Source organism: Blastococcus tunisiensis, assembly GCF_900112815.1.
Lineage (GTDB): Bacteria > Actinomycetota > Actinomycetes > Mycobacteriales > Geodermatophilaceae > Blastococcus_B > Blastococcus_B tunisiensis.
On the sequence record NZ_FOND01000005.1, the window covers coordinates 66,432 to 85,957 of the forward strand.

Here is a 19,526-nt window from a genome sequence, read left to right on the forward strand (position 1 = left end):
CGTCACGTCGATCGGCCGGCGGGTCAGCGTCCCGGAGCGCCCAAGCTGTCGACGCCCGGGCCCGAGAGTCGATGGAGCCAGGCCGTCCGCCCGGTCAGCAGGAGGAGCAGCGCCTCCACCGGCCCCTCCACGACGGCGCCGTCGCCGGCCGTCCACCCGGTGTCGGTGGCGACCAGGCGCAGCCCGCGCAGCCGCCGGCGGGCGTGGAAGGCCGTGGACAGCGGCCACCCCATGGTCCACACCCGGGCGGCGGCCACGGTCGCCGAATCGGGCGGCATGGTCCGGACGCGCCCCAGTGGGACGGCGATGTCCTGGCCGTGCACCAGGACGTCGAGCAACGGTTCCAGGGGAGTGACGGCGGGCGCGTGCCGGCGCGAGCCCGCCATCGATCGGATCTGCTGGGTGATGTGCCGGCGTGGGAGGCTCGCGTGCCGCACCGCCGAGTCCCGGATCATCCGGTCGACGTTCCCGCGGGCCCGTGCCAGGTCCACGGCAGCCCGGCCCCATCCCGTCCGGGCGAGGGCCAGATGCGCCGCCACATCTCCGATCCGCCATCCGCTGCACAGCGAGGGACGGCCCCACTCGTCGTCGGTGAGGTCGTCGAGCAGGTCGGCCAGCTCCAACCGCTCGCGGTCGATCGCGGCCCAGACCGCGTCCTCGGTCATCAGGGGGGGTGCGTCGGCCATGGCGGGCTCCGAGGCTGAACCAGTACGATGCTCGAATCAAGTTAGTTCGAGATGCTGACCATCGTCAAGGGGTGTCGTGACCGGGGGGACCGTGGACGAGCTGAACGTCGGCCTCCTGCTGTTCATCCCCTACCGGGCGATGGAGGCGCGGGTGTTCGCCGCGCTGGCGGACGAGGGGTTCGACGATTTCACCCCCGCCCAGGCCAGGGTCATGCAGCGGATCGGCCCCGAGGGCACCCGGATGACCGAGCTGGCGGAGGCCGCCCAGGTGACCAAGCAGACGGCCAGCTTCCTCGTCGACCAGCTCGAGCGGTCCGGGTACGTCACCCGGACCCCGGACCCCTCGGACGCCCGGGCCCGGTTGGTCCGGATCGCCGATCGCGGCCGGGCGGCGCAGCCCGTCGCGGCCGCGGCGGTGGCCGAGGTCGAGTCCGAGTGGCGGGCGCATCTGGGGGTGCGGGACTGGGAGCGGTTGCGCGGCGCGCTGTCCTCCCTGCGCGAGATCACCGATCCCTACCGATGAACGGCGAACCTCAGCCGAGACTCAGGAGCCGCGCCACGAGCGGATCCACCGAGCCTCGGAGTTCGGTGTTGAGGAAGACGAACACCGCGATAGCGACGAGGAACACCGGGACGAGGACGGCCCGTTCGACGAAGGCACCGGTCCTCAGGTGGATCGGCGCCAGCCGGCTGCGACGGAGCAGCCAGAAGACCGGGACGGGGACGCCCTCCTTGGTGAGGAAGTCGCCGGCGATGTGCGTGAGCACCCCGACGCCCACGGCGTAGGGCAGCCACGCCGGGGCCGGGCTGTGCTCCAGCAGGAGGTAGGCCCCGCCCCAGGACAGCACGAGGTTGCCGATGACGGTGTTCTCCGCCCGGCCGGGGATCACGAAGTGCAGCGCCCGCAGGGCGAGCCCGATCGCCAGGGCCAGCAGGAGGAGGCTGGACCAGTAGGCGCCCGCGGCGAGGAAGGCCAGGAAACCGAGGACGAGCGGCCCGAGGACGGCGTCGTGGGTGCCCCAGCGGTGGCCCCGGGCCACGGTCCCGACCAGGCCGGAGGGGATGTCGGTGGCCGGACCCCACATCCGCGAGATGGTCGACCCCCGCTGGTCGAGGTCCGGCAGCATCGCGAAGCCGCCGGCCGCGGAGATCCACGCGACCTGGGCCACGGTGCCCTGCACGGGTGCCCACGGCAGCGTCGCGGCACCGGCGGCGAGGCCGGAGAGGGCATGCGAGTGACCGAGCACGCACACAGGGTCGCCCCCGGGTGGCCCGTGCCGAGGAAGGCGCGCGGGACAGCGGGGCCGCCGGCTACTCGTCCAGGTCCTCGTCCGGGTCGGCGCCGCCACGGGCCAGCCAGGTGGCCAGCCGCTCGACCGGGACCTCGAAGTCGGGGAACTGGTCCACGAACGCCTGCATCTGGTCGGCCAGCCAGGCGAGGGTCACCTGCTCCTCGCCCCGCCGCTCCGACAGCTCCTCCAGCCCCCGGTCGGTGAAGTACATGCCGGCCCGTCAGTCCGCGAAGGCCTCGGCGACCAGCTGCCGCTGCTCGACCTCGTGCACCTTCGCCGACCCCACCGCGGGGCTGGCCGACGCCCGCCGGCTGACGCGGCGGAAGGTGCGGCCCTCGGGCAGGTGCTCGGGGAGGTTGACGGCCATGAACTGCCAGGCGCCCATGTTCATCGGCTCCTCCTGCACCCACACGACGTCCGTCGCCCCGGGGTAGCGCTCGAGCTCGGCCCGGATCTGCTCGGCCGGCAGCGGGTAGAGCTGCTCGACCCGCACGATGGCGGTGTCCGCAGTGCCGTCGCTCTCCCGCTGCGCCATGAGGTCGTAGGCCACCTTGCCGCTGCAGAGCAGCACCCGGCGCACCGCGGAGGCGTCCAGGGGCTCGCCACCGACACCGGTGTCGGGCAGCACCGAGCGGAAGTTCTGCTCGGTGAAGTCCTCGACCGCGCTGACCGCGGCCTTGGCCCGCAGCAGCGACTTCGGCGTGAAGACGACCAGCGGGCGGTGCACGTCGGAGAGCGCCTGGCGGCGGAGCAGGTGGAAGTAGTTGCTCGGGGTGCTGCAGTTGGCGACCGTCATGTTGTTCTCGGCGCACAGCTGCAGGAAGCGCTCGGGGCGGCCGCTGGAGTGGTCGGGGCCCTGCCCCTCCATGCCGTGCGGCAGCAGCATGACGACGCCGGAGCGCTGCCCCCACTTCGCCTCGCCGGAGCTGATGAACTCGTCGATGACCATCTGGGCCCCGTCGACGAAGTCGCCGAACTGGGCCTCCCAGAGCACCAGCGCCTTCGGGTTGGCCACCGAGTAGCCGTACTCGAAGCCGACGGCGGCGTACTCGCTCAGCAGCGAGTCGTAGACGAAGAACTTCGCCTGGTCCTCGGTGAGGTTGGCCAGCGGCGTGTACTCGGCGCCGTCCTCCCGGTCGATGAGCACCGAGTGCCGCTGCACGAAGGTGCCGCGGCGCGAGTCCTGGCCGGCCAGCCGGACCGGGACGCCGTCCATGAGCAGCGAGCCGAAGGCGAGCAGCTCGCCCATGGCCCAGTCGATGCCGCCCTCGCTGGCCATCGCCGCGCGCTTCTCGAGCATCTTCTGCAGCTTCGGGTGCGGGGTGAAGTCCGGCGGGAAGGACACGTGGGCGTCGCCGACGGCCTTGAGCACCTCGCGCGTGATCGCGGTCGTGACCTGCGATTCCTGCGGGGTGCGCGGGTCCATGACCGGCTCGGGCTTGGAGGAGTCCTGGGCGTCGTGGGTCTCGGCGAAGGCCCGCTCCAGCTGGCCGCGGTAGTCCTTGAGCGCCTCCTCGGCCTCCTGGAGCGTGATGTCCCCACGGCCGACGAGCGCCTCGGTGTAGAGCTTCCGGACCGAGCGCTTGCGGTCGATGATGTCGTACATCTGCGGCTGGGTCATCGACGGGTCGTCGCCCTCGTTGTGGCCGCGCCGGCGGTAGCAGACCAGGTCGACGACGACGTCCTTCTTGAACGCCTGGCGGTACTCGACGGCCAGCCGGGCGACCCGCACGCAGGCCTCCGGGTCGTCCCCGTTCACGTGGAAGATCGGCGCGTTCACCATCCGGGCGACGTCGGTCGAGTAGAGGCTCGAGCGGGCCGCGGTCGGGCTGGTGGTGAAGCCGACCTGGTTGTTGATGACCACGTGCACGGTGCCGCCGGTGCGGTAGCCGCGCAGCTGCGAGAGGTTCAGCGTCTCGGCGACCACGCCCTGGCCGGCGAACGCGGAGTCACCGTGCAGCAGGACCGGCAGCACGGTGAAGCCCTGCTCGCCCTTGTCGATCATGTCCTGCTTGGCCCGCACGATGCCCTCGAGCACCGGGTTGACGGTCTCCAGGTGCGAGGGGTTGCTCGCCAGCGAGACGGCGATCTCGGCGTCGGGCTGGAACGGGTTGCGGAACTTCCCGGTGGCCCCGAGGTGGTACTTCACGTCGCCGGAGCCCTGCACGGTGCCCGGGTCGATGTTGCCCTCGAACTCGCCGAAGATCTTCGCGTAGCTCTTGCCCAGCACGTTGGCCAGGACGTTGAGCCGCCCCCGGTGGGCCATCCCGATCGCGACCTCGTCGAGGCCGTGATCGGTACCGGCGATCAGCACCTCGTCGAGGATCGGGATGACCGACTCGCCGCCCTCGAGGCTGAACCGCTTCTGCCCGACGTACTTCGTCTGCAGGAACGTCTCGAACGCCTCGGCGGCGTTCAGCCGGCCGAGGATGTGCTTCTGCTTCTCCCGCTCGGGCTGGTCGTGCTTGACCTCGATCCGCTCCTGGAGCCACTCGCGCTCCTCGGGGTCGGTGATGTGCATGTACTCCACGCCCACGGTGCGGCAGTAGGAGTTGCGCAGCACGCCGAGGATGTCGCGCAGGGCCATCAGCCGCTCGCCGGCGAAGCCACCGACCGGGAACCTCCGGTCGAGGTCCCAGAGGGTCAGCCCGTGCTCGAGGATGTCGAGGTCGGGGTGCGTGCGGACCTTGAACTCGAGCGGATCGGTGTCGGCCATGAGGTGGCCGTTGCGCCGGTAGGACTCGATGACCTCGATGACCCGGGCTTCCTTGTCGATCTGCCCCTCGCGCGTGATCCGCACGTCCGGCATCCAGCGCACCGGCTCGTAGGGGATCCGCAGCGAGCGGAAGACCTCGTCGTAGAAGCCGTCCTCACCCAGGAGCAGGGCGTGCAGCCGGCGCAGGAAGTCGCCCGACTCCGCGCCCTGGATGATCCGGTGGTCGTAGGTCGAGGTCAGCGTGATGATCTTCGACACGGCCATCTCGGTGAGCGCGTCGGGGTTCATCCCCTGGAACTCGGCCGGGTACTCCATGGCCCCGACGCCGATGATCGCGCCCTGGCCGGCGGTCAGCCGCGGCACCGAGTGGTTGGTCCCGATCGTGCCCGGGTTCGTCAGGCTGATGGTCGTCCCGGAGAAGTCCTCCATCGTCAGCTTGTTGGCGCGGGCCCGCCGGATGATGTCCTCGTAGGCGGCCCAGAAGCCGGCGAAGTCCATCTCCTCGGCGGCCTTGATCGAGGCCACGACGAGGGAGCGCGAGCCGTCGGACTTCGGCAGGTCGATGGCCAGCCCGAAGTTCACGTGCTCGGGCTGCACCAGCACCGGCTTGCCGTCGACCTCGGCGTAGGCGTTGTTCATGTTCGGGAAGTCGTCCAGCGCCCGGACCAGCGCATAACCGATCAGGTGGGTGAAGGAGATCTTCCCGCCCCGGGAGCGGGCGAGGTGGTTGTTGATGACGATGCGGTTGTCGGCCAGCAGCTTCGCCGGCACCGCCCGCACGCTCGTGGCCGTGGGCACGGTCAGCGAGACGTTCATGTTCTTGACCACGGCGGCGGCGGCACCGCGCAGCGGCGACTGCGAGCCGGCGGCCACCGGGGGAGCGGGGACCTTCGCGGCGGGCTTGTCCGCGGGCTTGTCGGTGGCCTTGCCCGCGGTGGTGTCGGCCGGCTTCTCCGCGGGCTTGCCGGCCGGCTTCTCGGCGGCCTTCCGGGCCGGTGCGGCCGGAGCGGCCGGAGCGGCCTCGCGGGCCGGGGCCGGAGCGCTCGACCGGTCCGCCGGCCGGGCCGCCGGAGCGCCGTTCCCGGTGGCGGCCGGCTCCTCCCGGTCGGCGCCGCCGGCCGGGCCGCCGGGGCGGTAGTCGGCGAAGAACTCGTGCCAGGCCTGGTCCACGCTCGAGGGGTCGGCCAGGTACTGCTGGTACATCTCCTCGACCAGCCACTCGTTGGTGCCGAATCCCGCGACCGGGGAGGAGGACGCGGAGGAGGGCCGGGATGAACTCACGCTTGACACGGGGTCGAGTGCCTTCTTCGTCTGTGGGCGGCGGCGTCTGGTGCAGTCGTCTCGGCCGCGGCGTGGCCGCAGGCCCGTGGTGCGGAGCCTGTGGACACGGCTGGACCAGGTGTCGAGTCTACGCCCGGTCGTCACTGCCGACCGGGTGCGACGGTCCTAGTCGGTGGCGCCGTGCGCGACCAGCAACTGGACCAGGGCGTCGTCCGCGGTGGCGCGGACGGAGTCGTCCTGCCGGTGCCGCGCGGCGGAGACCCGGCTGATGTCCAGCGCGCTGGCGCCGTCGTTCGTCGTGGCGTTGACGTCGGCACCGGCGGCGAGCAGCACCCGGACGATCTCCAGGGTCTCCTCCGTGCCGCCGGACACGGCGGCGTGCAGGGGGGCCCGCCCCGTGTCGGGATCGCGGCGGTGGACGTCGGCCCCGGCGTCCAGGAGCAGCTGCACGAGCTCGAGCCGCGCCCCTCCGGCCGCCGCGTGCAGCGCCCCGCGGTCGGCGTCCGCGCCGCGCTCGAGGAGCAGCCGCGCGGTGGCGGCGGCTCCGCCGAGGGCGGCCCAGGAGAGCAGGTCCAGGCCGGAGCCCGCGTCGTCGAGCGTCGCGCCGTCGTCCAGGTGGGCGGAGAGCTCGTCGAGCCGGCCGAGGTAGGCCGCGGTCGGGGCGTCCAGGGTCGCGCCCAGCTCCAGGAGCACCGGCACCAGCGGGGGGCAGAACTCCAGGGCCACGTGCAGCGGCGTCCGGTCGTGCTCGGTCCGCGCACCGAGCTCCGCGCCGGCTGCCACGAGCAGGCGCACGAGGTCGTGCCGGCCCGCCGCGACGGCGACGTGCAGCGGTGTCCAGCCGCCCTGCCCGTCGCGCTCCACGGTGCTGCCGAGCAGGCGCGGGGTGGACTCGATCGCGGTCCGGACGGCGTCGGTGTCGCCCTCCTCGATCAGCCGGCCCAGTCGCTGGGCGGTCATGCGAGTGGTCACACGTGTCCTTCGGGGTCGGGAACGGGCGAGCGGCCCTCCCCGCGGCGCCGCCGGCAGCGGGCAGCGGGGAGGACCCCGTCCCGCCCACCCTTCCACGTGCGGGCGGGCTCCCGGGAGGGGGCGAGGGTGTGCTCCTGCCGCTAGACGACGTCGCGCCGCACGGCCAGCAGCGTGCCGAGGAGGGCGGCGAGGAGTCCGTATCCGAGAAGCAGGAGGGCGCCCTGCCAGGCGCCGAGCAGCTCCGGGCCCTCGAAGGTGGCGGTCAGCGCCTCCAGGCCGCCACCCGGCATCCACTTGTAGGCCCCCGAGGTCGCGGGGATCGAGCGGATGACCGGCTCGACCACGAACAGGTACACCAGCCCGCCGACGATGGCCCCGACCTGGTTGCGCAGCAGCGCCCCCAGGCCCACCCCGATGACGGCGTAGATGACCAGGGCGAGCAGCGAGCTGCCCAGCACCTCGAGGTTCTCCGCGTTCAGCGACGGCGCCGCGCCCCGGGCGCCGGCGTGGATCAGGACCGTCACGTAGTTCACCGCGACGACGACCAGTGCGAACGCGACCGAGACCAGCGCGTAGGCCACCAGCTTGGCCACGACGACCTGCCAGCGGCGGGGCGTCGTGAGGAAGGTCGGCGTGGCGGTGCGGTGCCGGTACTCCTGGGTCATCCCGATGATGCCGAGGATGAGGAACAGGATGTTCGCGTTCGCCCCGGTCGCCAGCGCGAGCTGCTCGTAGAGCGGGGTGCCCACGTCGGGGATGCCGCTCTCGGCGTTGCCGGCGAAGGAGGTGAACAGGATAGAGAACCCGATGACCAGGACGACGGCGCCGAGCAGCAGCCCGAGCCAGACCTTGGTGGTGAACAGCTTGGTCCACTCGGCACGCACCAGGCGGATCATCGGGTGGCCTCCTGACCGGTGGTCGACGGCGCGGCGAACTGCTCGGAGCCGCTGGTGAGCTGGAAGTAGATCTCCTCGAGGCCGCTGGTGCGGCTGCGCAGCTCGTGCAGCTCGATCCCGGCGGCGAACGCGGTCCGCCCCACGTCGGCGGGAGTGGAACCGTGCACGGTGAGGGTGCCGTCCTCCTGGACCGCCGCGACGCCGTCGGCGCGCAGCACGTCGGCCAGCCGGGTGATCTCGGGGCTGCGCACCAGCACCGTCCCGGCGCCGTCGGCCCCGGAGCGCAGCTGCTCCATGGACCCCTCGCGGACCAGCCGCCCGGCCCCGACGATCACCACCCGGTCGACGGTCTGCTCGACCTCCGACAGCAGGTGGCTCGAGACCAGCACGGTCCGCCCCTGGTCGTGCGCGAGGTGGCGGAGGAAGCCGCGCAGCCACTGGATGCCTTCGGGGTCCAGCCCGTTGGCCGGCTCGTCGAGGACGAGGACGCCGGGATCGCCGAGCAGGGCGGTGGCGAGGGCCAGCCGCTGCCGCATGCCGAGGGAGTAGCCCCCCGCCCGGCGGTTGCCGGCGTCGGCCAGGCCGACCTGGACCAGGACCTCGTCGGCCCGGGACAGCGGGAAGCCGGCGGCCCGGCAGTAGACCCGCAGGTGGTTGCGCCCGGAGCGCGCGGGGTGGAAGGCGGTCTCCAGCACCGCGCCCACGGTCCGCAGCGGAGTGGGGAGGGCGGTGTAGGGGGCGCCGTTGAAGGTCGCCGTCCCGGAGTCGGGCTGCATGAGGCCGAGCAGCATCCGCAGCGTGGTCGTCTTGCCGGCGCCGTTCGGCCCGAGGAAGCCGGTGACCGTCCCCGGCTCCACGGTGAAGCCGAGGTCGGACACGGCTCGCACCTGCCCGAAGGACTTGCTGAGGCCGCGCACCTCGACCCGGACAGGGTCGACCGTCGCGGTGCTTGCGATGGAAATGATGTCTCCTCGTCGTGGGGCGCGGGTCCCCGCCATCCAAGCGCACCAGGGGTTGCTCCCGGGAGCCCCGGCGCCTCCGGGCGCGCCGCCGGGCGTGCGCCGGCCCCGAGATCATCTCGGCGTGACCCCTGGCACAGGCCTCACATAGAGTGCCCGCCGTGAGCGAGACCTCGAACGCCTACCGCACGGTCGTCGTCGGGACCGACGGGTCGGAGTCCTCCCTGCGCGCCGTCGCGCGCGCCGGTGCCCTGGCCGGCGCCTGCGGGGCCACGCTGGTCATCGCGTGCGCCTACCTGCCGACCGAGGCCGACGACCGGGAGCTCGCCCGCGCGCAGGACCTGCTGGGCGACGAGGCCTACCAGGTGGTCGGCTCCCATCCCGCCGAGGACACCGTGCGGACGGCCGCCGAGCGGGCCGGCGCCGCCGGGGCCACGAGGGTGAAGACGGTGGCCGTGCAGGGCTCGCCGGTGGAGACGCTGCTGGACGTGGTCCGCCGGGAGGACGCCGACCTGCTCGTGGTCGGCAACCGCGGGCTGGCCGGGATCAAGGGCCGCCTGCTGGGCTCGGTGCCGGCCGACGCCACCCGCCGCTCCGAGTGCGACGTGCTCGTCGTCCACACGACCGGCTGAGCCCCGGCCGCGGATGGACACCCCGGGGGAGCGGCCCGGCGTGGACGCCCGGGCGGCGCTCGAGCAGCTGCTGCTCGACGGTCCGCGGCGCTACACCCGCCTGCAGGTCGCCGCGCTGGCCGGCATGGCCCCGGAGCGCACCCAGCGGCTGTGGCGGGCGCTCGGCTTCCCGGACGCCGCCGACGACGACCCGGCGTTCACCGACGCCGACGTCGCGGTCCTGGGCGTGCTGTCCACCCTGATCGACTCCGGCTTCGTCGGTCCGGAGACCGAGGCGTCGATCGCGCGGGCCATGGGCCAGTCGCTGTCCCGCCTGGCGGACTGGCAGACCGACATGCTCGCCGACGCCCTCTTCCGGGCCGGCGCACACGGCGACCGGCCGGACGCCACCGCGGCGGAGGCCGTCGAGGCAGCCCGGACGCTGCTGCCCAGGCTGCGCGAGGTCCAGGACTACGTGTGGCGTCGGCACCTCGCGGCGAACGCCGACCGGCTGCTGACCGTGACCGCGCCGGGTGACCGCCGGCAGCTCGCCGTGGGTTTCGCCGACCTCGTCGGCTACACCTCCCGCACGCGGGGCATGGGCGGGCGCGAGCTCGGCGTCATGGTGGAGGACTTCGAGAGCATCGCCGCCGAGGTCATCGCGCGGCACCACGGCCGCGTCGTGAAGACGGTGGGGGACGGCGTCCTGTTCACCGCGGGCAGCGCACTCGACGCCGTCGAGATCGGGCTGCAGCTCCCCGTCGCCTGGGCCGCCGACGACCGGCCACCGCTCCGGGTGGGCGCCGCCTACGGCGCGGTGCTGACCAGGCTCGGCGACGTCTACTCACCGGTCGTCAACCTCGCCAGCCGGCTGACCTCGCTGGCCCGCCCCGGGACGATGCTCGTCGACCGGGACCTGGCCGACCACGTGCGCCAGCACCCGGCCTACCGCGTCCGGCCGCTGCGCCGGGTGTCGGTCCGCGGCTACGACCACCTCCAGCCGTGGCTGGTCCGCCGCCGGCCCGCGGGGGACGCCGCGGCCACGCCGGACGGCGGCGACGAGCACACCCACGACGAGCACGGCTACGACGAGGAGGCCTTCGCCGAGGACGACGGGCGGGACGACGGCGAAACCGTGTGACCGCCACGCGGCGCTCGGCTATCGTCGGGCCGTGCTCTCGCTGCGGTAGCCGCCGTCCTTCCCGGCCCTCTCGTACCGCCCTAGGAGCACCCGTCATGAGCGCCACCCTCGTCGCGCGCGGCCTGGCCGCCGGCCACGGCGCCCGCGTGCTGTTCTCCGGCCTGGACCTGGTCGTCGCCCCCGGTGACGTCGTCGGGCTCGTCGGCGTGAACGGCGCCGGGAAGTCCACCCTCCTGCGGACCCTCGCCGGGGAGCTCCCGGCCGAGGCCGGGTCCGTCGTGGTCAGCCCGCCCACGGCCACGCTGGGCTACCTGCCCCAGGAGCACGAGCGCCGCGAGGGCGAGACCGTGCTGGCCGCGCTGGAGCGGCGGACCGGCGTGTCCGCCGCCCAGGCGGCGCTGGACACCGCGACCGACGACCTTGCCGCGGGCCGCCCGGGCGCCGACGACGACTACGGGCACGCGCTCGAGCACTGGCTCGCACTGGGCGGGGCCGACCTGGAGGAGCGGGCCGGGGAGGTCGTCGCGCAGGTGGCGCCCGGCGTGGCCCTGGACGCGCCCACCCGGGGCCTCTCCGGTGGTCAGGCCGCCCGCGTCGGACTGGCCGCCCTGATGCTCTCCCGCTACGACGTGCTCCTGCTCGACGAGCCGACCAACGACCTCGACCTGGCCGGGCTGGACCAGCTCGAGCGGTTCGTCGCCGGGTCGCGGTCCGGCATCGTGGTCGTCAGCCACGACCGGGAGTTCCTCTCCCGCACCGTGACCCGGGTGGTCGAGCTCGACCTCGCGCAGCAGCTGGTGCGGGTCCACGACGTGGGGTACGACGCCTACCTGGTGGAGCGCGACGTCGCCCGGCGGCACGCCCGGGAGGAGTACGAGGAGTACGCCGGCACGAAGGCATCGCTGGAGGCCCGGGCGCGGATGCAGCGCAACTGGATGGCCAAGGGCGTCCGCGACTCGATCAAGAAGTCCAGGGACGGCGACAAGCACATCAAGGCGCACAACCGGGCCTCCTCGGAGAAGCAGGCGGCCAAGGCCAAGCAGACCGACCGGCGGATCGAGCGGCTCGAGGTGGTGGAGGAACCGCGCAAGGAGTGGGAGCTGCGGCTGGAGATCGCCGCCGCGCCGCGGGCCGGCGCGGTCGTGGCCACGCTGCGCGGTGCCGTCGTCCACCGGGGCGGGTTCACCCTGGGCCCGGTCGACCTGCAGGTCGACTGGGGCGACCGGGTGGCCATCACCGGCGGCAACGGCTCGGGCAAGTCCACCCTCCTGGCGGCGCTGCTCGGGCGCGTGCCGCTGGACGAGGGCGCCGGGTCCGTGGGGCCGGCGGTCCGGCTCGGCGAGATCGACCAGGCCCGCGGACGCTTCCTCGGCGAGCAGCGGCTGCTCGACGCGTTCTCCTCGGAGGTGCCCGACTGGCCCACCGCCGAGGTGCGGACGCTGCTGGCGAAGTTCGGGCTCGTCGCCGACCACGTCGTCCGGCCGGCGGGAACGCTGTCGCCCGGCGAGCGGACCCGCGCGGCGCTGGCGCTGCTGCAGGCCCGCGGGGTGAACGTGCTCGTGCTGGACGAACCCACCAACCACCTCGACCTGCCCGCGATCGAGCAGCTCGAGGAGGCGCTGGCCGCCTACGAGGGCACCCTGCTGCTGGTGACCCACGACCGCCGCATGCTGGAGTCCGTCGCCACCACCCGCCGCCTCGAGGTCACCGAGGGGCGCGTCGCCGAGCGGTAGCTCAGCCGGCGGGGGCGTCCAGCTCGTCGGCGATGCCGACGGTGTCCATGCCCGCCCACGTCTCCTGCACGTGGTGCGCGAGCACCATGAGGTCGCGCAGCCGGCCGTCGCGGTCGCGGATGTGGTCGCGCAGCAGGGCCTCGCCGCTGAAGCCCAGGTCGGTGAAGAGCGCGAGCGCGGAGCCCTGCTCCGCGACGATCTCGACGACCAGCTTCGACAGCCCCGCGGACACGGCGCCCACGAGGGCCTGGCGGGCCAGCTCGCGCCCGAGCCCCGTCCCGCGCCGGGACGGCGCGACGACCAGGCGCACCTCGCCGACGTGGTCGGACCAGCCGGGCAACCGGCGCACGGCGACGTAGCCGGTCACCTCGTTCCCACCGGCGTCGACGGACACCCACCGGCGGCCGGGGGAGTCGCCGGCCGCCCACGACCGGACCGTCGCCGGGTCGGTGACCTCCTCCTCGATGAAGGTCAGGTCGCCCTCGGGCAGCGCCGTGAAGAACCGCAGCAGCGCGTCGCAGTGCCCGGGGCCCAGTTCCACCACCGGCATGTCAGGCCTCCTGTGCCGAGTCGGCGCCGTCGAGCGGGTCGCTGCGGCGCCGGACGAAGTCGATGATCGTGGGCACCGTCGTCTTCGCGGCCGTGCGGCCGACGACCAGCCCCATGTGCCCGGCGTCCAGCGGGAGCTCGTGCTTGTCCGGCGAGCCGACGAGGTCGATCAGCGGGGCCGTCGCGTCCGGCGGGACGATGTGGTCGCGGTTGGCCCGGACCGTCAGGAACGGCACCCGGATGTCGCCCAGGTGCACCGGGTCCCCGCCGACGGTGAGCCGGTCGGTGACCATGCCGTTGCGCCGGACTAGCATCTCCGCGGTCTCCCGGGCGGCCGCACCGGGGAAGGGCACGTGGTCGTCCGACCAGCCGGTCATCGCCTGGTAGGAGGCCACGTACTCGTCGTTCCAGAGCCGTTCCCACAGGGTGACGTAGCGGGTCACCTCCGCGGTCGGCGTCAGTGCCCGGAAGCCCTGGACGACGATCGACGGCGGCACGTTGCCGTCGTCGCCGATCACGGAGTCGACGTCCATCCCGCCGACGGCGAAGACGTCGGCGAGCGGACCCATGTGCCGGAAGTCCACCGGGGTGGCCAGCACGGTCAGGCTGCGCAACGGCGCATCGGGATGGTGCGCGGCGTAGAGCAGCGTCAGGTTCCCGCCGAAGCAGTAGCCGAACAGGTTGACCTCGTCGGCGCCGGAGAGCTCGAGCACGCGGTCGATCCCGGCCGGGATGTAGTCGTCGACGTAGTCCTCCAGCCGGTTCTCGGCGTCCCGCTCGTCGGGCTCCCCCCAGTCGAGCAGGTACACGTCGAACCCGGCCTTCAGCAGCTGCTCCACGAAGCTGTTGCCCGGTGTCAGGTCGAGGATGTAGCTGCGGCTCACCAGGCTGAACACGATCAGCAGGGGCGGTCCGTAGCGCACGCCCCCGTAGGTGTCGAGGTCGTTGCGGTAGTGCCAGAGCTGGGTCCGGCCCCGCTGCCAGACGACGTCCTTGGGGGTCTGGCCGACGCCGGGGCGGTCGACGCCGGCGACGAGCTTGACGCCGTTACGGGCGCGCAGGGCGTTGCGCTCGACGTCGCGCCGGACGCGGTCGAGCACCGTCTGCGGGCTGGGCACCGTCGGCATCGCTGTCCTCCGTGGTCGGGGTGGTCGTCGGGCGGGGTGAGCCGGCGCGGCCGGCGGCCCGCCGCCGCTCCTGCTCCAGCGCGATGGTCAGCCGGCGCACCTCGCGGTCCAGCGAGCCGATCTGGGCGCGCAGCCGGCTGATGTCGCTGCCGGCGGGGAGGTTGACCAGGTGCCAGGCGCGCGCCGACAACCCCTGGACCGAGCGGCCGGCGACGGTCCGCGCCCGGCGGACGACGGCCGTGGCCAGCGAGAAGTACTCGCTGCGCACCAGGTCCTCGGCGCGCGGGGCGACGGCGCGCTCGGCGGCGTCGAAGGCCTGCCGCCACAGGGGTCCGGTCACCGCCGGCCCACCTCCTGCGGAACCTCCACCGACCGGCGGAGGATCTTCCCGGTCGGGCCCTTCGGGAGGGCGTCGACCAGCCAGACGTGCCGCGGGTACTTGTACGCGGCGACGCGCGCCTTGACGAACTCGCGCAGCTCGTCGGCGTCGGCGTCGGCGCCGGGCTTCAGCGCGACGGCGGCGGCCACCTCCTCGCCGAGTTCCGGGTGGGAGATCCCGATGCAGGCGGCCTCGGCCACGGCCGGGTGCTCGTACAGCGCCTCCTCGATCTCCCGCGGGTAGACGTTGTAGCCGCCGCGGATGATCATCTCCTTCTTCCGGTCGACGATGAAGAAGTAGCCGTCCTCGTCCTTCCGCGCCAGGTCACCGGTCCGGAACCAGCCGTTGGGGATGGACTTCGCCGTCTCCTCGGGGCGCTGCCAGTAGCCCCGCATGACGTTCTCGCCGCGGATCGCGATCTCGCCGACCTCGCCCGCCGCGACGTCCGTGCCGTCGTCGTCGACCAGCCGCATCTGCACCCCGGCGATGGGGGTGCCGATGGAGCCGGGCTTGCGCTCGGCGTGCGGGTGGTTGAACGAGGCGACCGGCGAGGTCTCGCTGAGCCCGTAGCCCTCGAGCACGATGCAGCCGAACGTCTCCTCGAACGACCGCATGACCTCCACCGGCATGGCGGAGCCGCCGGAGACGCACGACCGCAGGCTGGAGACGTCGCGCCCGGCGGCGCCCTCGGAGTGCAGCATCCCGGCGAACATGGTCGGCACGCCCTCGAAGATCGTCACCCGGTCCCGCTCGATGACCGACAGCGCCTTCGCGCCGTCGAAGCGCGGCACCAGCGTCAGCAGCGAGCCGCTCAGGACGGCGGTGTTGAGCCCGCAGGTGAGGCCGAAGACGTGGAACAGCGGCAGGCAGCCCATGATCACGTCGTCCGGGGTGCTCTCGGTCAGGGTCTCCGCGGTGGTCCGGCAGTTGCCCGCCAGGTTGGCGTGGGTGAGCTCCGCGCCCTTCGGCTGCCCGGTGGTGCCGGAGGTGTAGAGGATGACGGCCAGGTCGTCGCCGGACCGCTCCACCGCGGCCGCCGGCGGGTCGGTCCCCAGCAGGGCGTCGGGGGAGACGGGGCCCACGGTCACCGCGTCGACGCCGACGGCCGCGGCCGCCTCCACGACCGGCTCGGCCGGTTCGAGCGCGACCACCAGCCGGGCGCCGGAGTCGCGCAGGTAGTACTCGACCTCGCGCGCTTTGAGCAGCGGGTTCATCGGGACGACGACGGCTCCGGCCAGCAGTGCCCCGTAGAAGACGACCGGGAAGGACAGCACGTTCGGCAGCACCAGGCCGATGCGGTCGCCGGGCGCCACCCCGCGCGCCTGCAGCGATCCGGCGACGCGCAGTGCCGCGTCGCGGAAGTCGCCGTAGCCGAGGACGGCGTCGTCCATGCGCAGCGCCGGGTGCGCCGGATCCGCGGCCGCGGTGTCGAGCAGGTTCTGGGCCAGGTTCGTCATTGTCGAGATGCCTCCCCGTCGAGGTCGCCGGACAGCGCCCTACCCGCCCGGGAGGTGGCCTACCCCACATCGCGGTTACGGTCGCCGGGACGCACGGACGACCCCGGCGGACACGGCACGGTGAAGGGAACCCCGACCATGGCAGAGCGCACGATCCTGGAGATGTTCCGGCTGGACGGCCGGGTGGCGATCGTGACGGGGGCGTCCTCGGGGCTGGGCGCCGTCTTCGCGCGGACGCTGGCCGAGGCGGGGGCGGACGTCGTCCTGGGTGCCCGGCGGGTCGAGCGGCTCGCGGACACCCAGCGGGCGGTGGAGGCGGCCGGCCGGCGGGCGATCGCCGTGCGCACCGACGTCTCCTCGCCCGAGGACTGCCAGGGCCTGGTCGACGCCGCGATGGCGGAGTTCGGCAGGGTGGACATCCTGGTCAACAACGCCGGTGTCGGGACGGCCGCGCCGGCGACCCGCGAGACGCCGGAGCAGTTCCGGTCGGTCATCGACGTGAACCTCAACGGCTGCTACTGGATGGCGCAGGCGTGCGGGCGGGTCATGCAGCCCGGCAGCTCGATCGTCAACATCTCCAGCGTGCTGGGCCTGACCACCGCCGGGCTCCCGCAGGCCGCCTACGCCGCGAGCAAGGCCGGGCTGATCGGGCTGACCCGTGACCTCGCCCAGCAGTGGACCGGCCGCAAGGGCATCCGGGTGAACGCCCTGGCCCCGGGGTTCTTCACCTCCGAGATGACCGACCAGTACCCCGAGGGCTACATCGAGTCGCAGCTGGCGCGGGTGCTGGTCGGCCGCAAGGGGGAGCCGGAGGAGCTCGCGGCCGCCCTGGTCTTCCTGGTCAGCGACGCCGGCGGCTACGTCACCGGCACGACCATCCCGGTCGAGGGCGGGATGCTGACCAGCTGAGGAGCCGCTCTTCTCCGCGGGCCGTCAGCCGGCCCGCGCGACCAGCGCGGTGATCCGCTCGGTGATCTCCTGCCACACCTCGCGCGGCAGGTCGTGCCCCATGCCGTCGACCACGAGGAGCTCCGCGCCGGGGATCGCCGCTGCCGTCGCCCGCCCGCCGCTGACGTTCACGAGCGCGTCGTCGGCCCCGTGGATCACCAGCGTCGGCACGTCGATCGACTTCAGATCGCGGGTGCGGTCGTGGGTGGTCAGGATCGCCGCCAGCTGCCGGGCGACACCGGCCGGGTCGTACGCGCGGTCGAAGGAGAGGCCGGCGCGGTCGCGCAGCGCCGGCTCGTCGAACTCGAAACCGGGGGAGCCGATCACCCGGTAGGTGTCGACGACCCGCTGCACCGCTCCCTCCCGGTCGATCGCCGGCGCGGCCAGGAGGACGCCCAGTGCCGCCTCGTTCGGTGCGCCCACCGAGGGGTCGCCCGTCGTGGACATGATCGAGGTGAGGCTGCGGACGCGCTCCGGCGCCCGCAGCGCGACGAGCTGGGCGATCATCCCGCCCATCGAGGCGCCGACCACGTGCGCGGAGTCGATCCCGAGCGCGTCCAGCAGGCCCACCGTGTCGTCGGCCAGGTCGGTCAGTGCGTACGGGACGGCGGAGGTGTCGCCGCCCATGACGGTGAGGACGTCGGGGGCCCCCGCGGCGTGCAGGTGCGTGGAGAGGCCGATGTCGCGGTTGTCGAACCGGATGACGAAGTGGCCGCGGCCGGCCAGGCCGGCGCAGAACTCGTCGGGCCAGCCGATCATCTGGGTGGCCAGCCCCATGACCAGGAGGACCGGCGGGTCGCCCGCGTCCCCGAAGGTCTCGTAGGCGATCTCGACGTCGCCCGCCCGTGCCCGCTGGATGCCGCTGCTCTGCATGCGCCGGACGGTAACCCGGGCGCCGGGACGCCCGTCAGCCCCCCATCGGCAGCCGTATCCCTGCCGTGGACGGACGAACGCCCGGACCCGTGGTGCCATGGGTCCGGGCGTTCGTCGATGTCGTGGAACTGCAGACGTTGGTGCCCCCGGCAGGATTCGAACCTGCGCCCCTGCCTCCGGAGGGCAGTGCTCTATCCCCTGAGCTACGGGGGCTCGTCCGTTCGTACGGGGACGACGCTATCAGCCGCCGGCCGGCCGCCGGACGCAGGCCCTCAGGGCGCCGGCAGCGGGGTGCCGCCGCGGGCGGCGAGCATGTCCGTCATCGTCCCGGTCTCGGCCGACTGGGTCTGCGCCATCGTGTCGGCCAGTTGGGCGACGGTGGTGATCTCCGCGTGCTCGGCGGCGTACTGCGCCATGTCCAGGCCGCCCTGGTGGTGCCGGATCATCAGGCGGAGGAACTCCACGTCGAACGCGGTCCCGCGCAGCTCGCGCAGCGCGGCCAGCTCCTCCTCGGTCGCCATGCCGGGCATCGGGACGCCGGCCGGGGTGTCGTGCGCCGAGTGGCCCGCGTCCCCCGACATCCACGCCATGGGCTCCCCGCCGCTCTGCGGCACCCCCCACAGCGACAGCCAGCCCTGCATCCGGCCGGCCTGGTTCTGCTGCGTCTCGGCGATGTCGAAGGCGAGCTGCTCGACCTCCGGATCGGTGCTGCGCTCGTCGACGAGGTTGGCCATCTCCACCCCCTGCAGGTGGTGGCGGGACATGTCGCGGGAGAAGCCGGCGTCCACCGAGCCGGCGGACGGTTCCTCGGTGCGGCCGATGCCCAGCGCGACCGCCAGGCCGCCGCCGAGGAGCACGAGGCCGACCGCGATGACCGCCAGGAGGGTGATCCGCAGCGGGCGCTGCCGGTCGCCTGCGGGGTCGGTCACGTCGTCCTCCGGTGCTGGTGCGGGCCGGTCGCCGGGTGCGGTGGTCAGGGCGCGCCGGTCTCGGTGGGCTCGGCGTCCGTCGGCTCGGCGCCCTCGGTCGTCGGCATGTCGCTGGGGCCGATCGGTGTGCTGGCGTCCTCGGCGGTCAGCGGGTCGGCGGCGAACGCCGGGTTCTCGCAGCTCGCGCCCGGCTCGGGGTAGGCGCCGGCCTTGGTGGTCATCAGGTCGGCGAACTGCTCGATGCGGACGTCGTCGGCGCTGTCGACCTTCAGCTGGTGGTTCCAGGACTGCAGGCTGATCGGGGAGTCCAGGCCCGCGTACGGGGAGAGCATCCGGTAGGACTCGCCCTCCACCTGCTCGGCGAGCGTGGCGATCTCGTCCTCGCTCAGCGCGTCGGGGTCGTAGGTGATCCACACCGCGCCGTGCTCGAGGCTGTGCACGGCGTTCTCGTGCCGGATGTCGACGTCGTAGACGGTGCCGGTGCAGTCGGCCCAGTTCCCGTCGTGCGGGCCACCGACGGGCGGCGACTGCTCGTAGGAGACGGGGGTGGTCACGTGGTCCTGACCGGCCGCGTAGTCGAAGACCTCGGCACCGTCGATCTCGTCGATCGACTCCACCTGGTTGGCGTTGGACTCGTTCACCTGGATCACGGCGTAGGTGATGACGGCGGCGGCGAACACCACGACGGCCATCGCACCGGCGATCAGGCCCCAGGGCCGCTGCGGCGCGACGACGTTGGCCGCGGGGCGGGTCCGGCCTCCCTTGGCGGTGGCACCACCCCTGCCGGCAGGCCTGCCGTTCGCGCCTGCGGGCTTGCGGTCCTTGGCCAAGGCCTCTCCTCGATGCTGTGCGGGTGGATGGGGTGGCCCGGGGGGCCGGCGACCGAGTCTAGGTCGACTTCCTGGACGTCCTCTGGGAGCGCGTGGTCCGTGGGGCCAGGCGGGCCGGCGGGGCCCGGGAGGCCGGTCAGTACGCTC

At 73.4% G+C, this 19,526-nt stretch carries 19 protein-coding genes and 1 tRNA gene; 5 read left to right on the forward strand and 15 right to left on the reverse strand.

All coding sequences use genetic code 11. The annotated features are described in order from the left end of the window. Positions 1 to 23: 23 nt before the first annotated feature. Positions 24 to 686, reverse strand: coding sequence for a maleylpyruvate isomerase family mycothiol-dependent enzyme (locus BM142_RS08030; protein ID WP_217640634.1), 663 nt, complete (start codon positions 684 to 686; stop codon positions 24 to 26). Positions 687 to 762: 76 nt separating this feature from the next. Here BM142_RS08030 and BM142_RS08035 point away from each other — a divergent pair, with 76 nt between their 5' ends. Then, positions 763 to 1,209, forward strand: a complete 447-nt coding sequence (locus tag BM142_RS08035) for a MarR family winged helix-turn-helix transcriptional regulator (RefSeq protein ID WP_254790651.1) — start codon at positions 763 to 765, stop codon at positions 1,207 to 1,209. Between the two features lie 10 nt (positions 1,210 to 1,219). Here BM142_RS08035 and BM142_RS08040 read toward each other — a convergent pair whose 3' ends face one another. The 6 genes from BM142_RS08040 to BM142_RS08065 form a co-directional block, all read right to left on the reverse strand. Then, positions 1,220 to 1,933, reverse strand: a complete 714-nt coding sequence (locus tag BM142_RS08040) for a metal-dependent hydrolase (RefSeq protein WP_092196264.1) — start codon at positions 1,931 to 1,933, stop codon at positions 1,220 to 1,222. 64 nt (positions 1,934 to 1,997) lie between these two features. Then, positions 1,998 to 2,189 (reverse strand): DUF6104 family protein, encoded by a 192-nt coding sequence (locus BM142_RS08045; protein ID WP_092196265.1) that lies wholly within the window; start codon positions 2,187 to 2,189, stop codon positions 1,998 to 2,000. Positions 2,190 to 2,198: 9 nt separating this feature from the next. Beyond that, positions 2,199 to 5,975 (reverse strand): multifunctional oxoglutarate decarboxylase/oxoglutarate dehydrogenase thiamine pyrophosphate-binding subunit/dihydrolipoyllysine-residue succinyltransferase subunit, encoded by a 3,777-nt coding sequence (locus BM142_RS08050; protein ID WP_254790654.1) that lies wholly within the window; start codon positions 5,973 to 5,975, stop codon positions 2,199 to 2,201. A 165-nt stretch (positions 5,976 to 6,140) separates the two neighbouring features. Next, a complete protein-coding gene (locus BM142_RS08055; RefSeq protein ID WP_092196267.1) occupies positions 6,141 to 6,947 on the reverse strand; it encodes an ankyrin repeat domain-containing protein in 807 nt (268 codons plus the stop codon). Positions 6,948 to 7,087: 140 nt separating this feature from the next. Beyond that, positions 7,088 to 7,843, reverse strand: coding sequence for an ABC transporter permease (locus BM142_RS08060; RefSeq protein WP_092196268.1), 756 nt, complete (start codon positions 7,841 to 7,843; stop codon positions 7,088 to 7,090). Continuing rightward, complete coding sequence (locus BM142_RS08065; RefSeq protein WP_335340773.1) at positions 7,840 to 8,721, reverse strand: ATP-binding cassette domain-containing protein; 882 nt, start codon at positions 8,719 to 8,721, stop codon at positions 7,840 to 7,842. Before BM142_RS08065 ends, BM142_RS08060 begins: the two co-directional genes overlap by 4 nt. 242 nt (positions 8,722 to 8,963) lie before the next feature. Here BM142_RS08065 and BM142_RS08070 point away from each other — a divergent pair, with 242 nt between their 5' ends. From BM142_RS08070 to BM142_RS08080, 3 genes are all read left to right on the forward strand, one after another. Further along, positions 8,964 to 9,434, forward strand: coding sequence for a universal stress protein (locus BM142_RS08070; RefSeq protein ID WP_092196269.1), 471 nt, complete (start codon positions 8,964 to 8,966; stop codon positions 9,432 to 9,434). Between the two features lie 40 nt (positions 9,435 to 9,474). Further along, the gene (locus BM142_RS08075) at positions 9,475 to 10,554 is read left to right on the forward strand and encodes an adenylate/guanylate cyclase domain-containing protein (protein WP_254790657.1); all 1,080 of its coding nucleotides are present in this window, start codon (positions 9,475 to 9,477) and stop codon (positions 10,552 to 10,554) included. A 95-nt stretch (positions 10,555 to 10,649) separates the two neighbouring features. Further along, positions 10,650 to 12,287 carry an ABC-F family ATP-binding cassette domain-containing protein gene (locus tag BM142_RS08080; RefSeq protein ID WP_092196271.1) on the forward strand — a complete coding sequence of 546 codons (1,638 nt, stop codon included), beginning with the start codon at positions 10,650 to 10,652 and terminating at the stop codon, positions 12,285 to 12,287. A 1-nt stretch (position 12,288) separates the two neighbouring features. Here the strand turns inward: BM142_RS08080 and BM142_RS08085 are convergent, their stop codons facing one another. Genes BM142_RS08085 through BM142_RS08100 form a run of 4 tightly spaced genes read right to left on the reverse strand, consistent with a single transcriptional unit; the run spans position 12,289 to position 15,799 of the window. After that, entirely contained in the window at positions 12,289 to 12,837 is a 549-nt protein-coding gene (locus BM142_RS08085) for a GNAT family N-acetyltransferase (RefSeq protein ID WP_092196272.1), read from the reverse strand. A 1-nt stretch (position 12,838) separates the two neighbouring features. Then, a complete protein-coding gene (locus BM142_RS08090; RefSeq protein ID WP_092196273.1) occupies positions 12,839 to 13,963 on the reverse strand; it encodes an alpha/beta fold hydrolase in 1,125 nt (374 codons plus the stop codon). Next, positions 13,884 to 14,303: a hypothetical protein gene (locus BM142_RS08095; protein ID WP_092196274.1), complete on the reverse strand. Its 420-nt coding sequence runs from the start codon at positions 14,301 to 14,303 to the stop codon at positions 13,884 to 13,886. Before BM142_RS08095 ends, BM142_RS08090 begins: the two co-directional genes overlap by 80 nt. Continuing rightward, positions 14,300 to 15,799: a long-chain-fatty-acid--CoA ligase gene (locus BM142_RS08100; protein ID WP_092196275.1), complete on the reverse strand. Its 1,500-nt coding sequence runs from the start codon at positions 15,797 to 15,799 to the stop codon at positions 14,300 to 14,302. Before BM142_RS08100 ends, BM142_RS08095 begins: the two co-directional genes overlap by 4 nt. A 138-nt stretch (positions 15,800 to 15,937) precedes the next feature. Between BM142_RS08100 and BM142_RS08105 the strand changes: the two genes are divergently transcribed. Beyond that, on the forward strand, positions 15,938 to 16,708 hold the full coding sequence (locus BM142_RS08105) for an SDR family NAD(P)-dependent oxidoreductase (RefSeq protein ID WP_092196276.1): 771 nt from the start codon (positions 15,938 to 15,940) through the stop codon (positions 16,706 to 16,708). A gap of 24 nt (positions 16,709 to 16,732) precedes the next feature. Here BM142_RS08105 and BM142_RS08110 read toward each other — a convergent pair whose 3' ends face one another. From BM142_RS08110 to BM142_RS08125, 4 genes are all read right to left on the reverse strand, one after another. After that, complete coding sequence (locus BM142_RS08110; RefSeq protein WP_217640635.1) at positions 16,733 to 17,620, reverse strand: alpha/beta fold hydrolase; 888 nt, start codon at positions 17,618 to 17,620, stop codon at positions 16,733 to 16,735. A gap of 138 nt (positions 17,621 to 17,758) precedes the next feature. Next, positions 17,759 to 17,833, reverse strand: a tRNA-Arg gene (locus BM142_RS08115). A gap of 59 nt (positions 17,834 to 17,892) precedes the next feature. Beyond that, entirely contained in the window at positions 17,893 to 18,549 is a 657-nt protein-coding gene (locus BM142_RS08120) for a DUF305 domain-containing protein (protein ID WP_092196277.1), read from the reverse strand. 44 nt (positions 18,550 to 18,593) lie between these two features. Continuing rightward, the gene (locus BM142_RS08125; protein ID WP_217640636.1) at positions 18,594 to 19,379 is read right to left on the reverse strand and encodes a DUF3105 domain-containing protein; all 786 of its coding nucleotides are present in this window, start codon (positions 19,377 to 19,379) and stop codon (positions 18,594 to 18,596) included. Positions 19,380 to 19,526: the final 147 nt, after the last annotated feature.

Bases quoted from the DNA above. Each gene is read 5' to 3' on its own strand.
- BM142_RS08105 (WP_092196276.1), top strand. From the start codon at position 15,938: ATGGCAGAGCGCACGATCCTGGAGATGTTCCGGCTGGACGGCCGGGTG.
- BM142_RS08030 (WP_217640634.1), bottom strand. From the start codon at position 686: ATGGCCGACGCACCCCCCCTGATGACCGAGGACGCGGTCTGGGCCGCG.
- BM142_RS08060 (WP_092196268.1), bottom strand. From the start codon at position 7,843: ATGATCCGCCTGGTGCGTGCCGAGTGGACCAAGCTGTTCACCACCAAG.
- BM142_RS08110 (WP_217640635.1), bottom strand. From the start codon at position 17,620: ATGCAGAGCAGCGGCATCCAGCGGGCACGGGCGGGCGACGTCGAGATC.
- BM142_RS08085 (WP_092196272.1), bottom strand. From the start codon at position 12,837: ATGCCGGTGGTGGAACTGGGCCCCGGGCACTGCGACGCGCTGCTGCGG.
- BM142_RS08045 (WP_092196265.1), bottom strand. From the start codon at position 2,189: ATGTACTTCACCGACCGGGGGCTGGAGGAGCTGTCGGAGCGGCGGGGC.
- BM142_RS08090 (WP_092196273.1), bottom strand. From the start codon at position 13,963: ATGCCGACGGTGCCCAGCCCGCAGACGGTGCTCGACCGCGTCCGGCGC.
- BM142_RS08080 (WP_092196271.1), top strand. From the start codon at position 10,650: ATGAGCGCCACCCTCGTCGCGCGCGGCCTGGCCGCCGGCCACGGCGCC.
- BM142_RS08100 (WP_092196275.1), bottom strand. From the start codon at position 15,799: ATGACGAACCTGGCCCAGAACCTGCTCGACACCGCGGCCGCGGATCCG.